Origin of the sequence: uncultured Phyllobacterium sp. (genome assembly GCF_902479695.1) — a bacterium.
Classification (GTDB): domain Bacteria; phylum Pseudomonadota; class Alphaproteobacteria; order Rhizobiales; family Rhizobiaceae; genus Phyllobacterium; species Phyllobacterium calauticae.
In genome coordinates this window covers 15,073-30,188 of the sequence record NZ_CABSQF010000053.1, presented here as the reverse complement: position 1 = coordinate 30,188, position 15,116 = coordinate 15,073, and the positions used below count along the sequence as shown (strand labels likewise).

Below are 15,116 nucleotides of genomic sequence, written 5' to 3'. Positions count from 1 at the left end.
ATTAAAATCAGTCCCAAAATCCGCATCCCAAATCTCGTTGCAATCAACGAGAAGGTGACACAGCGACGTTTCTACTTTGCAGAAACAGGACATTTTAACTTTGCGGCTACACATCAAAATCGCATAACGTATCTTATGGAACTCAAATTATCCTTGGTGAATGAAGGGCGCGTAGCTTGCGGGATCAACCATAGCGGGACGCCGGTCCAAAGCGAGTGTGCTGATCCGTTTCGGCGTGCGCGCGATGACCTTGCCTGCCTTGATGACGGCAAGCCGCGTTGCCTTGAGGCGGATTGCTTCGATTGCATCGGCAGCCTGCAGCAGCACCATGTCCGCCTTGCAGCCGACTTCGAGGCCGTAATTTTCCAGATTGAGAATCTTGGCCGGCTCGGTGGTAACCGCGGCAAAACATTGGCGCATGGCGCTGCGGCTCGTCATCTGCGCCACATGCAGACCCATGCTGGCAACATCAAGCATGTCAGCCTGGCCGAGTGAATACCAGGGGTCCATCACGCAATCATGGCCGAAGGCAACGGTAACACCATGGGCCAGAAGTTCCGGCACGCGGGTCATGCCCCGACGCTTCGGATAGGTGTCGTGACGACCCTGGATGCCAATATTGATCAGCGGATTGGCAATCGCCGCCACGCCGGCCTCTGCAATCAACGGTAAAAGCTTGCTGACGTAGTAATTGTCCATCGAATGCATCGAGGTCAGATGCGACCCCGTCGAACGGCCGCCAAGACCAAGGCGCCGGGTTTCATAGGCCAGTGTTTCGATATGCCGTGACAGCGGATCATCGGTCTCGTCACAGTGCAGATCGACCATCAGGCCGCGATCCGCCGCAATCTCGCAGAGCGCTTTGACGCTCGCGGCGCCATCGCCCATGGTGCGCTCAAAATGCGGAATACCGCCAACCACATCGACGCCGAGATCAAGCGCCCGCTTGAGCAGGTCGACAGCGCCGGGAAAGCGGTAGTAACCATCCTGCGGGAAAGCCACCAGTTGCAGGTCGATATAGGGTGCAACCTGTCTTTTGACGTCGAGCAGCGCTTCAACACCCAGCAGGCGCTCGTCGCAGATATCCACGTGGGTCCGGATCGCCAGCAGGCCCTGTGCGACCGCCAGATCGCAATAGCGTAGGGCGCGCTCGATCACAGTTTCATGGGTGAGAAGCGGTTTCAATTCACCCCATATCCGGATTCCATCGAGCAGTAACCCGCTTTCATTGAGGCGCGGCTGGCCGAGCGACAGCGTTGCATCCATATGAAAGTGACTATCGACAAAGGGGGGCGAAACCAGAAGACCGCCGGCATCGATCGTCTCCCCCGCCTCCCCGCCGAGATTGACGCCGACCGCAACAATGCGGCCGGATTGCACACCGATATCAAGACCTGTACGGCCGTCAGGCAAGGTTGCGTTGGTAACTTTCAGATCGAACATGGAACCTCTTTGACTGCTTTGCCGATTGCGCTGCCTCTACTTTAACAGGCAAACGCCGGATAGCTGCAACGGGCAAACAGCACTGCAGGAAACTGCGATTGACACTGGCGCAGTCAACTCACGTTAGTTATTGAAGGACAACGGATTATCCCCATTCTCATGGATTAATTATATAATAGGGATAATCCTTTGAATATCAACTTCCTAATTTAGTTTTACCAGTGTATTATCCCTCCCACTGCCAATAATGCAATATTTGGGGATAAAATGAGCAAATTCAGAGAATTATCTTCAGATCAAATACGCCAGCTCATTGATACGGAACAGGCCTATGATGTCTACCGGACCAGTCTGAAGGAGTATGAACAGCGTTTTTCCGGGTCAATGTCGTGGAAGAAAAGCACGAATGACAAGGATTATCTCTACAAGAAGACACAGGGCATCTGGAAATCCCTTGGACCCCGCTCCGCCGAAACGGAAGCGATCTTCGGGCAGTTTCATATGGGGCGTGAAAGCGCCAAGACCCGCGTTTCCCGTCTGGCAAAGCGGCTGGATGAACTCGCCCCCGTCAACCGTGCCATGGCTTTGGGCCGGGTGCCGCTTCTGACTGCACGCATCATCCGCGCGCTCGGAAAATCCGGATTGATCGGCACGGCTGTCGATGTCGTCGGAACCAATGCGCTCTTTGCCTATGAACGCATGGCTGGTGTCCAGATTGCCGGCGGGCTTTTATCGACGCAGGATGTCGACCTGTTGTTCGACTCCCGGTTCAGCCTGCGGCTGATCAGCAAGGATTTTTCCCACAAGGGTTTGATCGGGCTCTTGCAAAAAATCGATCATTCGTTTGCACCGCTGGCGAGAAATGGGTATCGCGCCGCCAACCGCGACGGCTTTCTCGTTGACCTGATCAAGCCAACGCCAAAGGACCGCATGTCGACGCGGGAGAAAGTGCGCTTCAGCGCCGATGATGAGGACCTGCAGGCAATCGAAATCGAAGGCCTGACATGGCTGGTCAACAGTCCGAAAATCTCGACTGTTGTCATCGATGAAAAAGGCTATCCGCTGGACTATGCCTGCCCCGATCCGCGTGCCTTTGCCTTGCACAAACTGTGGTTGTCGCGCCGCAGCGACCGCGATGCCGCCAAACGTATACGCGATGAACTACAGGCAAAAACCGTTGCCGGACTGATCCGGGCAAGACTGCCGCATCTGTCCTTCGAGGCGAATGACCTGCAGGCGCTCCCCCTGGCGTTGCGGCAGCTGGCACCGGAACTTGAGCCGACGCCCGATGGTGATGTCGGCGAAGCTCTGAGCTTGACACCGAACTGGTAAAAAAAGCCCCTCCCGGATGATCCGGAAGGGGCATTCTATTTTAGCTGTAGGCCTGCATGGGCGGGCAAGCGCAGACGAGATTGCGATCTCCGGCGACGTTGTCGATACGTGACACCGGCGGCCAGTATTTCGGGTTCTCTTCGCTCTCGCCTGCCGGCAGGCTGGCTTCCCTACGGCTGTAAGGATGCGACCAGTCATCGGCCAGCACATCACCGGATGGGTGCGGTGCATTGACGAGCGGGTTGTCGTCACGCGGCCAGATGCCACTGGCAACCTTCTCCGCTTCCCCGGCAATGAGGATCATTGCATCACAAAAGCGGTCGATCTCGCGCTTGGATTCCGATTCCGTCGGCTCGACCATCAGCGTACCGGCAATCGGCCAGGACATGGTCGGGGCGTGGAAGCCGTAATCGATGAGGCGCTTGGCGATATCTTCGACGCTGATCCCGGCGCTATCCTTCAACACACGGGTATCGAGAATGCACTCATGCGCCACGCGGCCGTTCTGTCCTGTGAACAGCACGGGATAGTGTCCCTTCAGCCGCTCCGCGATGTAGTTGGCGTTGAGAATAGCCATCTCGGTTGCACGCTTGAGGCCCGCCCCGCCCATCATGCGGATATACATCCACGTGATGGGAAGAATGGATGCGCTGCCGAATGGAGCCGCTGAAACCGCGTGCTGCGATCCCTTGGCCACATGACCGGGCAGGAATGGAGCAAGATGCTGCTTCACGCCGATCGGACCAACACCCGGCCCGCCGCCGCCATGGGGAATGCAGAAGGTCTTGTGCAGGTTCATATGGCAGACATCGGCACCGATATCACCGGGACGGGCAAGCCCGACCAGCGCATTCAGGTTGGCGCCATCGAAATAGACCTGGCCGCCATGCTGATGAATGACCGTGCAGATATCCTTGACACCTTCTTCGAACACACCATGGGTCGATGGGTAGGTGATCATCAGCGCCGCAAGATTGGCGCTGTGCTGGTCGGCTTTTGCCTTGAGGTCCTCAAGATCGATATCGCCAGCCTCTTCACATGCCACGACCACCACCCGCATGCCCGCCATATGGGCACTGGCCGGATTGGTGCCATGCGCCGATTCCGGGATGAGGCAGATATCCCGATGCGCATCGCCCCGATCCAGATGATAGCGGCGAATGGCCAGGAGACCGGCATATTCACCCTGGCTGCCGGCATTGGGCTGCAGTGAAACCGCATCGAAGCCGGTGATCTCGGACAACCAGGCTTCCAGATCGTCCGTCATCGCCATGTAGCCAAGCGCATGGCTGGCAGGAGCGAATGGATGCACGTTGGCAACGCTGTTCCAGCTGACCGGCAGCATTTCAGCGGCCGCGTTGAGTTTCATCGTGCACGAGCCGAGCGGAATCATGGCGCGGTCAAGTGCCAGATCCTTGTCCGCCAGACGGCGCAGGAAACGCATCATCTCGGTTTCGGAGCGCTGCTGATGGAAAACCGCCTGGGTCATGAAACCCTCGGCCTGCCTTTCGCCGGGCAATGTTGCCTTTGCTTCCGCAGGCAGATCGGCACCGAAAAGTGCAGAGAGTGCCTTCAGGTCATCTTCCGATGTCGTTTCATCCACGGTGATGCCGAGTCGGTCCTGATCGACAATGCGCAGCAGACGTCCGCCCTTTTCAGCCTCCGCAGCAATGGAGGCTGCTTTGCCGGGAACAGTGACCGTAACCGTATCGAAGAAATGCGATCCGGCGATGGAAAGGCCCGCCCCTGTCAGCGCAGCGGCCAAACGGGCCGCCTGGGCATGCACACGGCGGGCGATAGCCTGAAGCCCCTGCGGACCATGCCAGATGGCATAGGACACCGCCATATTGGCCAGTAGTGCCTGCGCGGTACAGATGTTTGATGTCGCCTTGTCGCGGCGGATATGCTGCTCGCGCGTCTGCAGGGCAAGGCGATAGCCGGCACGCCCCTTGCTGTCGACGGACTGACCAACCAGACGGCCAGGTATAAGCCGGGTCAGCGTTTCGCTGACGGCGAGATAGGCGGCGTGCGGGCCACCATAACCGATCGGCACACCGAAGCGCTGCATGGAACCGGCAGCAATATCGACACCGGCCTTGGCAGGCGGGGCGGTGATTGTCAGGGCCAGTGGATCGGCCACGGCGATTACCAGCGCACCAGCGCCCTTGGCGGCCTGAATGACGGAAGCATGGTCACCATAGACACCGAATGTGTCCGGCCATGGAACGATGATCGCTGCAACGCTGGCATCGATCTCGCCTTCATCCACGGTCATGCCCAGCGGCTCGGCGCGGGTCTTGACCACATCGACGGTCTGCGGATGCAGGGCGCCGGCGATCACGATGCGGATGCGCTTCTCGCGATGATGGCGATAGGCGATGCCGACGGCTTCCGCAACGGCCGTCGCCTCATCCAGAAGCGAAGCGGATGCGACGGGCAGACCGGTGAGCTCTGTCACCAGCGTCTGGAAGTGGAACAGCAGTTCAAGACGGCCCTGGCTGATTTCCGACTGATACGGCGTATAGGCGGTATACCAGGCCGGGTTTTCAAACAGATTGCGTAGGATAACCGCGGGCACGTGGGTGCCGTGATAACCCTGACCGATAAAGCTCTTGTGGGTCTTGTTCTGGCTCATCTTGGCGGCAAGCTCGGCCAAAGCTTCCGACTCATTGACGGCCGCAGGAATGTCGAGTGGCCGTTCAAGCCGGATGGATTTTGGCACGGCCTGCGCAATCAAAGTTTCCAGCGACGGAATGCCAAGAGCCGCCAGCATGGCGCGGGAGCCTTGTGTGCTCGGACCGATATGGCGGTCAGCGAACGGGAATATGGTATCTTTCATCATCATGCCTTCAGCCAATGATTGCTTTGTAGCCTGCCTCGTCGAGAAGGCCGGTCAGCTGATCCGGATTGGACAGCTTCATCTTCCATAGCCAGCCGTCGCTTGCGGCGGCCGAGTTGACCAGCGACGGATCGCTTGCGGTTGCTTCGTTCACTTCCGTCACTTCACCGTCCAGCGGCGCATAGACGTCCGATGCCGCCTTGACGGATTCAACGACAACCGTGGCATCGCCTTTGGACAAGGACTGACCGACATCCGGCAACTGGACAAAAACCAGATCGCCGAGCTGATCCTGCGCGTGATCGGTAATGCCAACCGTCGCAACGTCATTCTCGACGCGGACCCATTCGTGATCTTCGGTAAAGTATGTGGCTGCCATCTCAATTATCCTTTGTGGTAGCGATGTGGAGTGAAGGGAAGTGAATGAATATCGACCGGGACGCGGTTGCCCCGCACCTCGGCGAAAACCTTGGAGCCCAGCGCGGACAGCTCTTTGCTGACGTACCCCATGGCAACGGGAAAACCTGCCGACGGTCCGAAACCGCCCGACGTGACCAATCCAACCTTGTTGCCATCGGCATCAAAGAGTTCGGCATCGGTGCGCACCGGCTGCCGGCCATCGGGCTTCAGGCCGACGCGCTTCTTGGCCGATCCTGTTGCGATCTTGGCGAGAAGCGCTGCAGCGCCGATAAAGCCCGCTGTCTCGCGCACCGGCTTGGCAATGGCCCAGAGCAGTCCGGCGTCCACCGGATCATAATCCGGCGTTATGTCATGGCCGTGCAGGCACAGACCCGCTTCAAGGCGCAGACTATCGCGGGCAGCAAGCCCGATCCAGGCGACACGCTCGTCGGCGAAAAGCTTTTCGACAAGCACACGGGCATCGGCTTCCGGCAGGCCGATCTCAAAACCGTCCTCGCCGGTATAGCCGGAGCGGCTCATGAACCAGCCCGGTTTCGGCTCAAATCCGTTCATGAAAGCAAGATCCGTCCCGGCAATATCGGCATCCCGCAACACATTCACGGCCTGCGGCCCCTGGATGGCCAGGAACACACGATCCAGCGCGTCGATCGTGCAGTCGAAATCCTTGGCAACGCCGCGCAGATGCGCTTCGTCAGCCGTGGCATTTCCGGCATTGGCAACGACCATGAAATGCTCATCCCCGAGACGGGTGACGATCAGGTCATCGAGAATGCCTGCCTTGTCATCGAGAAAGAAGGTGTATTTCGACTGACCCGCCTGAAGCGCAGACGCATCCAGCGGGCATGCGCGTGACAGCAGTGCCGCGGCCTGTGGCCCGGCGACATCAAAGAGCTGCATATGCGAAATGTCGAAAAGCCCGGCCTTCTCGCGCGTGTGAAGATGTTCCTTCATCACACCGAGCGGATAGGTGATCGGCATCGACCAGCCGGCAAAACCGCCAAAGCGCGCATTGGCGGCCTTGTGCAGATCGTCAAGCGGCAATTGTTTCAGATTATCTTCAGTGCCCATTTTTACTCCAGAGACGTGCAAAGACCTCCGCCACACGACGGAACATTTCTTTGCCCCTCTGTCGGAAGCCTGAGAGACTCGCTCAATCAGGACCCCTGACTGAACTTACACCTTCGGCGCGGAGTTTCCCCCGACTTTCCAGAGTTGCCTTCCCGGTTTGCGGTTCCTGGTACCTGAGAGATTTCGGGCGATTTCCCCTTCGGTGGCCTGCACATTTCCATGCACGACACTCTCCCGCAAACTGACAGGGCCGAAGCCCTCGACAGGCTGGACCATAGCGCAACGGCCTCTGCCTGTCATCGTGCAAATGGCCGATTTGCCGCTTTGTGGACAGAAATTGTCTGAATGAGGATACTTCGACAGGGAGCGCCCGACGTCAGCGGGTCAGGGCCATCACTCCGAGCGCCTGCCCCCTGCCCTTGACGCCATGCATTCCAAGGTAATTTGCCTTGATTTCATTGGAGAAACTCATCCTCTGCGCCAATTCGCTGGAGATCAAAACCGGCGTGGCCAATGTGCGGCAGAGGCTTTCCAGCCGCGCCGTGGTGTTCACCGTATCGCCGAAATAGGTGATCTTGTGATGATCCACCCCGATCTCAGCCGTGATGATCGGGCCGCCATGCAGGGCCGCACGCAGGCGGGGCACCCTTCCGAATCGCTCAAGCCATTGATTTGCATTCTTTTCGATACTGTCCAGAATATCGAAGACACAGCGGGCGCAACTTGCATCCTTGATGCCGCGCTCAATGGGCCATGTGATGATGGCCGCATCCCCGACATAATCGTCAATGGCTCCGCCGTGACGCCGGACAGGTTCAGCAAAGGCGGCAAAGAGCGCGCCAAGAAACTGCTGCGCCCGCAGATCGCCATGTTCTTCAGCAAACGAGGTCGACCCGACAAGATCGATGAAAAGAAACACCCGCTCTTCGGCCACAGGCTGGCGGTACCGGCTCATCAGAAGGCTGGCAAAAATGTCGCGGCCGAGAAGATCGCGCACCCGCAGGATGAAAATCATGATGGTCAGGACGGCAAGTGTGTAGAGCAGCACCTGCGGTGACAGCGTTGCCGCGCGCCAGAAAGGACCGTCAATCCAGCCGAAGCTCCACAGCGTTATCCCACAAACTGCATTGCCGATGCTGATCAGCACATAATCGGCTATCAATGCGGCGACGAGAAACCCCGCAGTCGGCAATGTGTTGATCCAGGCACGCAATTTCGGAAAGATGAGGCCGCGTTCGAACGCCAGGATCGGCACACAGATGGAAAGGGCAAACACGGCCCCTAAAAAATATCCCTGCCTATAGACCAGCCAACTGTAGAGATAGCCGCTTGCCGCGACTGCGCTGAGAAGGAATACCCACAATCCCACTGAATTTCTGCGCATATTCCCGTTCCGATCCATTTCAAACCTTCAGGGCCGGCTTCAAGGCCGCGTCCCTCCGTGATTTCATTTATGCGCCGAACGATATTATCCAACCAACAGATATCTGCGATCTCGCAATATCCAACTGGAGAATTACACCAAGGATCATCCCATCAGACTCACTGCCGTGCAAATTGTCCATCGGATGCGGTCAATTTAAGGCTCCAGATTGTTGGAAAATGACCATCGCTGAACAAGAGATCAGCGATAAACCTCGTACCCTGCATCCAAGCCACCAGGTTAATCCACGCCGTCAGCGAGAGGAATATTAATACAGTTTGCCCGCTGATTTTTAGCAAAGCGTTCTTTGACGGGTCTCGAAATCCGATAAAATCTGACTGCCTCTGAAAACGGAGTCCGCGCTGCCTCTGGCGACGCGTGGCTTCAATCACATGGAGGCTATACCCTGACATGGGCTACGCACTGAGTTTGCTCGATAAAAGTCCGATCCACGATGGCGAAACGGCCAGCACAGCGCTGAAGCGGACAGTCGCGCTGGCCCGCCAGGCGGAACAGTGGGGCTTCCACCGGTTCTGGGTGGCCGAACACCACGATGCGCCGACATTGGCAAGCTCGTCGCCGGAAGTGCTGATCGCCTTCCTGCTGGCCAATACGGCGCGTATCCGCGTGGGCTCCGGCGGGGTCATGCTGCAGCACTACAGCCCATACAAGGTGGCCGAAAATTTCAATGTCCTGGCTGCACTGGGGCCCGGCCGCGTCGATCTCGGCGTGGGCAAGGCTCCAGGCGGACTGCCGTTTTCGACGCGCGCCCTGCAGGGCGTTGTCCCGCGGACGCAGAAGCAGGATTTTTCCGCCCAGCTCGCGCAGCTCAGCGCCTTTCTCGACAAAGGGCTGCCCGCGGATGACTCGCTTGCCGGCGTTCAGGCAACACCGCGTCCTGCCGTCGCTGCCAACCGCTTCCTGCTTGGCGCCAGTGTCGACAGCGCGCTGCTTGCCGCCTCCCAGGGTTGGGATTTTGTCTTCGCCAGCCACCTCAACGGCGACGAAACGATCCTGCAGCAGACACTGGAGGCGTACCGGAAGGCAGCGCCCGGCCGCGCGCCTCTCCTTGCCGTGGGGATCGTGGCGGCCGAGACGGATGCGGAGGCTGACCGGCTGGCCGGCAATATCCAGCATTTCAAGGTGCATGTGGACGATGGCCAGAGCGTCACCGTCGGCAGCGAGGAACAGGCAGAAGAATACGCACGCCAGGCAGGTGCTGCCAATTACAGGATCGAGAAGAAGACGCCCAATGTCCTGCGCGGCGCGGCCCGCACGGTTTCAGACCGGCTCGACTGGCTGCATGACCGCTACGGTATCGGCGAATTCATCATCGACACCCCCATCAATGACGCTGCGAAGCGCCTCAGATCCATCGAACTTCTGGCTCAGGCGCAATTCGCCGCTGCCGCATGATCAAGGAGATTGAACAATGTCCAAGCGACCCATTCCGTTCGGTGTGATGCTGCAGGGTGCCGGCGGCCACATGAATTCCTGGAAACACCCGAATTCGCCTGTTGATGCCAGCGTCAATTTCGATTTCTTTGTACGCAATGCCCGCAAAGCCGAGGAGGCAGGCATTGCCTTTGCCTTCGTCGCTGACGGGCTCTACATCAACGAAAAATCCATCCCGCATTTTCTCAACCGTTTCGAACCGATTGCCATTCTGTCCGCACTGGCCGCGACAACCTCGAAACTCGGTCTCGTCGGCACGGTCTCGACCTCCTACAGCGATCCCTTCACCGTTGCCCGGCAGTTCGGCTCGATCGACAAGATCAGCAACGGCCGCGCCGGCTGGAACGCCGTGACATCGCCGCTTGAAGGCTCGGCCAAGAATTACGGCCGCGACCATCCCGACCATGCCCTGCGCTATGAGATTGCGGACGAACATCTCGAAGTGGTCAAGGGCTTGTGGGACTCATGGGACGATGACGCCTTTGTCCGCAACCGCGAAACGGGCCAGTTCTTCGACAAGACCAAGCTGCATCGCCTGAACCATCATGGCCGGTTCTTCAACTCGGAGGGCCCGCTGAATATCAGCCGTTCCGAACAGGGACAGCCGGTCATTTTCCAGGCCGGATCGTCCGACGACGGCATCGACCTCGCCGGCAAGCATGCGGACGGCGTGTTCACCAACCACGCGCCGATCGAGGAGGCGCAAGCCTTCTATCGCCGGGTTAAACAAAGTGCGGTCGCGCACGGCCGCAAGCCGGGCGATGTCCTGATTTTCCCCGGCATCGCGCCCATCGTCGGTGCAACGGAGGACGAAGCGGAGGCAAAGTACCGTGTCATCCGCGATCTCGTGACCGTTGAAGAGGCGCTTGCCTATCTCGGGCGCTTCTTCGACCATCACGATTTCAGCGCCTATCCCATTGATGCGCCGTTCCCGGAACTCGGCGATATCGGCAAGAACAATTTTCGCTCCACCACGGACCGCATCAAGCGCAATGCCAGGGAAAAAGGCCAGACCTTGCGTGAGGTTGCGCTGGAAGTCACAACGCCGCGCAATGCCTTCACCGGCACACCGCAGAAGATCGCCGACGAACTCATCCGCTGGGTCGAAACCGAGGCGGCCGACGGGTTCATTCTCGGCTTCCAGATCTTGACCGAAGGGCTCGAGGACTTTACGCGCGACGTGCTGCCGCTGCTCGAGGAGCGCGGCTATCACAACAGGGTGCTTCCCGGGGCGACATTGCGCGAAAACCTCGGCCTGCCCTTCCGCGAAAGCCGCTACACCAAAGCCCATCGGGCCACAAAGGAACCCATCAAAGAGACGGCACTCTGATGGGCCGGCAGGCGGATCCGGTTGAGGAAAGAATCAGCGGCTATCTCGATGAGATGGTCCCTCTTCGCCACGACCTGCACCGGAATCCCGAACTGGGTTACAACGAGCACCGCACCAGCGCGCTCGTTGCCGGCCGGTTGCGCGACTGGGGCTATCAGGTCACCGAGGGCATTGGCAAAACCGGGGTTGTCGGAACACTGCAAAACGGCAACGGCCCCAAACGGCTTGGCATTCGCGCCGATATGGATGCCCTGCCGATCGTCGAAGCGACGGGCCTGCCCTATGCTAGCACCATACCCGGAAAAATGCATGCCTGCGGCCATGACGGGCACACCACCATTCTTCTGACCAGCGCCCGCTATCTCGCCGAAACGCGTGACTTCTCCGGCACCCTCAACGTCATCTTCCAGCCGGCCGAGGAAGGCGGTGCCGGGGCCCGCAGCATGGTTCGCGATGGCCTGTTCGAGCGCTTTCCCTGCGACGCCGTCTTCGGCCTGCACAACTGGCCGGGTGTTCCCACCGGTCAGTTCGGGTTCATCAACGGCCCGGCGATGGCCTCGGTCGACAAGGTCACCGTCCGCATCATCGGCAAGGGCGGCCACGGCGCCCGCCCGCAGGAAACCATTGATCCCGTCGTCGCCAGCGCCTCCTTCATCATGGCGCTGCAAAGCATTGTCGCCCGCAATATCGATCCGCTCGACGCCGCGGTGATTACAGTCGGCACTATTCACGCGGGTATCGCTCCCAATGTCATTCCCGACAGTGTCGAGCTGGAGCTGACGGTGCGCACTTTCCGCAAGGAAGTGCGGGAAGCCATCAAGTCCCGCCTCACCACGCTGGCGAAAGCGCAGGCCGAAAGTTATGGCGCTGTCGCCGAGGTGGCATATCCCAGCGGCTATCCCGTGCTGGTCAACCATGCCGATGAAACGGCGTTCGCCAGAAACGTGGCGCTTGAACACTTCGGCGACGCGCGGATCGAGAAGGATTTCCGGCCGATTTCCGCCAGCGAGGATTTTGCCTTCATGCTGCAGGAAACACCGGGAAGCTATCTTTTCCTCGGCAATGGCGACAGCGCTCCGCTGCACAGTCCGCTCTACAATTTCAATGACGAGATCCTGCCGTCAGCCGCCCGTTACTGGGTGAAGCTGACCGAAACCTATCTCGCCAGGAATCCCTCCGACAGGCCCATCTGACAAGAACGCGAGACAATCATGACTGATGTTTTTGTTTACACGACACCAAACGATGAACGCTCCCAACCGTTGATCGAAGCTCTGATCATCGAATACGAAACGCGCTATGGCAACTTTTATGGTGAACCGGCGCGCAACGAATTGAGCCGCTACCCGGCCGAGCTTTTCGCCGCGTCGGACGGCGCCTTTCTGCTCCTGATCCGCGACGGGCAAACCATCGGCGGCGGCGCGTTCAAACGCTATGACGAGCAGACAGCCGAACTCAAACGCATCTGGACCCATGCGGATTTGCGCCAGCAGGGCCTTGCGCGCAAGGTTGTGACCGAACTTGAAGAACAGGCTGCGCGCCAGGGCTACACGCGGATTTACCTGACCACCGGCTTCCGCCAACCCGAGGCAAAGGAACTGTATCTGCGTTCGGGATATACCGCTCTTTTCGATGTCAATGCCGATCCGGAAGTCTATCGGCACCTGCCCTTCGAGAAGGATATCAGTGCATTGGCGGCACAGTTGTCCAAGGTTCCCGCTTCTGTTTCGTCAGACCGTAACCTTCTGCGTCAGGCCGGGTGACTTCACCGGTATCATGATTGCCCGGACCGTGGGATTTCATGCTCAATAAACCCGGTTCTTTGCAACAATGCTTCTCTAACCCCTTTGATTTCGCAGTCCGTCGTCTTTGACTGTTTCGCTTAAACACTACTAAATCAGTCGAGTAAAATACGAGCCCGCAGAAGATTTTCCGATACGGACTCGCTCGACTGAAAAGTGTTGCACAGGGGAATTTGCAAGCATGGCGATTACAGCAGACTATTCGGCTACGCATTCTATCCAGCCGCCCGCCGCCACAACCGAGGATTACACCCACTACAGGATTGTGAAAGCGAAATACCCGGCGCGTTTCTTCGGAACATTGTTTGCCGCGCTGATCATTGCTGTCACGCTTCAATCCATTCTGACCAATCCGAAATGGGGATGGAACGTGTTTGCCGAATGGTTCTTCTCGGCTCCCGTTTTGGCCGGCCTGGCACGCACGCTCCTGCTGACCGTACTCGCAACCATTCTCGGCTTCGCGCTGGGAACAGCGCTTGCACTGGCCCGTGTGTCGAAATCGCCCCTTCTGTCAGGTCTGTCCTGGGCCTATATCTGGCTTCTGCGCTCGATCCCGCTGATCGTGCTGCTCCTGATCCTCAACAATCTCGGCTATCTCTATGCGACGGTGCGCATCGGCGTGCCCTACACGGATATTCTCTTTGCCGAATATCCGACCATCTCGATCCTCAGTCCTTTTGCAGCGGCGCTCATCGGTCTCAGCCTCAATCAGGCAGCTTTCTCCTCTGAAATCATCCGCGGGGGTATCCTGTCCGTCGACCAAGGCCAGCTTGAAGCCGCGGCCGCGCTCGGCCTGCCCCGGCGCCGGCAGGCTTTCCGCATCGTCCTGCCGCAAGCCATGCGCACCATTCTTCCCACCGGATTCAACGAGATCATCGGCTTGGCCAAGGGCACATCCATGGTCTACGTGCTGGCCCTGCCGGAGCTCTTCTACACGGTTCAGGTGATCTATCGCCGCAACCTCGAAGTGGTTCCGCTGCTGATGGTGGCAACGGTCTGGTACCTGATCATCATGACCGTACTGTCGGTCGCCCAGCACTATATCGAACGGCACTTCTCCAAGGGTGCCCTACGTAATCCTCCCGCCCCGATTTTCCGCAAACTGTTTCGCCGGCTCTTCGGTGCCCCGATTCTTGCCCGTCCGCAGAGCGTAACCGTGTCCGCCCTGCAAAATACGGCCGCGGCCAAAACCAGCGACCGCAGCATACCTCTTGCCAGTTGGCGGGCGCCGGGATCGGTAAAAATTCAGGGCGTTTCCAAAAGCTTTGGCCAGCTTAAGGTGCTCGACGATATCCGGCTCGACATCAAGGCAGGCAGCGTCACCGCGATCCTCGGCCCCTCCGGCTCCGGCAAGTCCACCCTGCTGCGCACCATCAACCATCTGGAACGCGTCGACGACGGTTTCATCACCGTGGACAACGAGCTGGTGGGTTATCGCAAAAGCGGCCGGACACTCTATGAGCTGAAGGAGAAGGACATTCTCAAACGCCGCGCCGACATCGGCATGGTGTTCCAGAGCTTCAACCTGTTCCCCCACCTCACCGTTCTCGAGAATATCATCGAGGCACCGGTGTCACTCGGCCAGCTGACCCGCCCGGAAGCCATCAGCCTCGCACGGGAACTGCTTGCCCGCGTCGGCCTTAGCGACAAGATCGACGCCTATCCGCGGCAGCTCTCCGGCGGGCAGCAACAGCGCGTGGCGATTGCACGGGCGCTGGCCCTGCGGCCGAAAGTGCTGCTGTTCGATGAGCCGACATCCGCACTCGACCCCGAATTGGTCGGCGAGGTGCTGGATGTCATCAAGGAATTGGCCCGCTCCGGCACGACCCTCATCATCGTCACCCACGAGATCGGGTTTGCCCGGGAAGTGGCCGACACGGTGATCTTCATGGATGGCGGCAAGGTCATTGAGACAGGGGCGCCCGAACAGGTCCTGAACCGGCCAAGGAATGCCCGCACCAGCGAATTTCTGGCCAAGGTTCTCTAACCCCAGCGCCGGTTCCG

At 58.9% G+C, this 15,116-nt stretch carries 11 protein-coding genes and 1 riboswitch; of the genes, 6 read left to right on the top strand and 5 right to left on the bottom strand.

Features of this window, described 5'->3' with window-relative positions; all coding sequences use genetic code 11:
• Nucleotides 1-147: 147 nt before the first annotated feature.
• Nucleotides 148-1,443, bottom strand: a complete 1,296-nt coding sequence (locus RDL77_RS21905) for an amidohydrolase family protein (RefSeq protein ID WP_288194703.1) — start codon at nt 1,441-1,443, stop codon at nt 148-150.
• Nucleotides 1,444-1,710: 267 nt separating this feature from the next.
• Between RDL77_RS21905 and RDL77_RS21900 the strand changes: the two genes are divergently transcribed.
• A complete protein-coding gene (locus RDL77_RS21900; protein ID WP_288194702.1) occupies nt 1,711-2,775 on the top strand; it encodes a nucleotidyltransferase domain-containing protein in 1,065 nt (354 codons plus the stop codon).
• Nucleotides 2,776-2,815: 40 nt separating this feature from the next.
• On the opposite strand, the gene gcvP is transcribed toward RDL77_RS21900, so the two are convergent.
• The 4 genes from gcvP to RDL77_RS21880 form a co-directional block, all read right to left on the bottom strand.
• Nucleotides 2,816-5,614, bottom strand: coding sequence for an aminomethyl-transferring glycine dehydrogenase (gcvP, locus tag RDL77_RS21895; protein WP_288194701.1), 2,799 nt, complete (start codon nt 5,612-5,614; stop codon nt 2,816-2,818).
• A gap of 10 nt (nt 5,615-5,624) precedes the next feature.
• Nucleotides 5,625-5,993 carry a glycine cleavage system protein GcvH gene (gcvH, locus tag RDL77_RS21890; protein ID WP_288194700.1) on the bottom strand — a complete coding sequence of 123 codons (369 nt, stop codon included), beginning with the start codon at nt 5,991-5,993 and terminating at the stop codon, nt 5,625-5,627.
• A 5-nt stretch (nt 5,994-5,998) separates the two neighbouring features.
• The gene (gcvT, locus tag RDL77_RS21885) at nt 5,999-7,102 is read right to left on the bottom strand and encodes a glycine cleavage system aminomethyltransferase GcvT (protein WP_288194699.1); all 1,104 of its coding nucleotides are present in this window, start codon (nt 7,100-7,102) and stop codon (nt 5,999-6,001) included.
• A gap of 150 nt (nt 7,103-7,252) precedes the next feature.
• Nucleotides 7,253-7,349, bottom strand: a riboswitch (glycine riboswitch).
• 129 nt (nt 7,350-7,478) lie between these two features.
• Nucleotides 7,479-8,486 (bottom strand): adenylate/guanylate cyclase domain-containing protein, encoded by a 1,008-nt coding sequence (locus tag RDL77_RS21880; protein ID WP_288194698.1) that lies wholly within the window; start codon nt 8,484-8,486, stop codon nt 7,479-7,481.
• Nucleotides 8,487-8,936: 450 nt separating this feature from the next.
• On the opposite strand from RDL77_RS21880, the gene RDL77_RS21875 reads away from it, so the two are divergent.
• The 5 genes from RDL77_RS21875 (at nt 8,937) to RDL77_RS21855 (ending at nt 15,099) form a co-directional block, all read left to right on the top strand.
• On the top strand, nt 8,937-9,941 hold the full coding sequence (locus RDL77_RS21875) for an LLM class flavin-dependent oxidoreductase (RefSeq protein ID WP_288194697.1): 1,005 nt from the start codon (nt 8,937-8,939) through the stop codon (nt 9,939-9,941).
• A 16-nt stretch (nt 9,942-9,957) separates the two neighbouring features.
• Nucleotides 9,958-11,310: an LLM class flavin-dependent oxidoreductase gene (locus tag RDL77_RS21870; RefSeq protein ID WP_288194696.1), complete on the top strand. Its 1,353-nt coding sequence runs from the start codon at nt 9,958-9,960 to the stop codon at nt 11,308-11,310.
• Nucleotides 11,310-12,503 (top strand): M20 aminoacylase family protein, encoded by a 1,194-nt coding sequence (locus RDL77_RS21865; protein ID WP_288194695.1) that lies wholly within the window; start codon nt 11,310-11,312, stop codon nt 12,501-12,503. The genes RDL77_RS21870 and RDL77_RS21865 overlap by 1 nt, the downstream gene beginning before the upstream one ends.
• 18 nt (nt 12,504-12,521) lie before the next feature.
• The gene (locus RDL77_RS21860) at nt 12,522-13,073 is read left to right on the top strand and encodes a GNAT family N-acetyltransferase (RefSeq protein ID WP_288194694.1); all 552 of its coding nucleotides are present in this window, start codon (nt 12,522-12,524) and stop codon (nt 13,071-13,073) included.
• Between the two features lie 220 nt (nt 13,074-13,293).
• Nucleotides 13,294-15,099, top strand: a complete 1,806-nt coding sequence (locus RDL77_RS21855; protein ID WP_288194693.1) for an amino acid ABC transporter permease/ATP-binding protein — start codon at nt 13,294-13,296, stop codon at nt 15,097-15,099.
• Nucleotides 15,100-15,116: the final 17 nt, after the last annotated feature.

Excerpts from the sequence above, each read along its gene's own strand:
- RDL77_RS21900 (WP_288194702.1), top strand. The coding sequence starts at position 1,711 with ATGAGCAAATTCAGAGAATTATCTTCAGATCAAATACGCCAGCTCATT.
- RDL77_RS21865 (WP_288194695.1), top strand. The coding sequence starts at position 11,310 with ATGGGCCGGCAGGCGGATCCGGTTGAGGAAAGAATCAGCGGCTATCTC.
- RDL77_RS21870 (WP_288194696.1), top strand. The coding sequence starts at position 9,958 with ATGTCCAAGCGACCCATTCCGTTCGGTGTGATGCTGCAGGGTGCCGGC.
- RDL77_RS21905 (WP_288194703.1), bottom strand. The coding sequence starts at position 1,443 with ATGTTCGATCTGAAAGTTACCAACGCAACCTTGCCTGACGGCCGTACA.
- gcvT (WP_288194699.1), bottom strand. The coding sequence starts at position 7,102 with ATGGGCACTGAAGATAATCTGAAACAATTGCCGCTTGACGATCTGCAC.
- gcvH (WP_288194700.1), bottom strand. The coding sequence starts at position 5,993 with ATGGCAGCCACATACTTTACCGAAGATCACGAATGGGTCCGCGTCGAG.
- RDL77_RS21875 (WP_288194697.1), top strand. The coding sequence starts at position 8,937 with ATGGGCTACGCACTGAGTTTGCTCGATAAAAGTCCGATCCACGATGGC.
- RDL77_RS21860 (WP_288194694.1), top strand. The coding sequence starts at position 12,522 with ATGACTGATGTTTTTGTTTACACGACACCAAACGATGAACGCTCCCAA.
- gcvP (WP_288194701.1), bottom strand. The coding sequence starts at position 5,614 with ATGAAAGATACCATATTCCCGTTCGCTGACCGCCATATCGGTCCGAGC.
- RDL77_RS21855 (WP_288194693.1), top strand. The coding sequence starts at position 13,294 with ATGGCGATTACAGCAGACTATTCGGCTACGCATTCTATCCAGCCGCCC.
- RDL77_RS21880 (WP_288194698.1), bottom strand. The coding sequence starts at position 8,486 with ATGCGCAGAAATTCAGTGGGATTGTGGGTATTCCTTCTCAGCGCAGTC.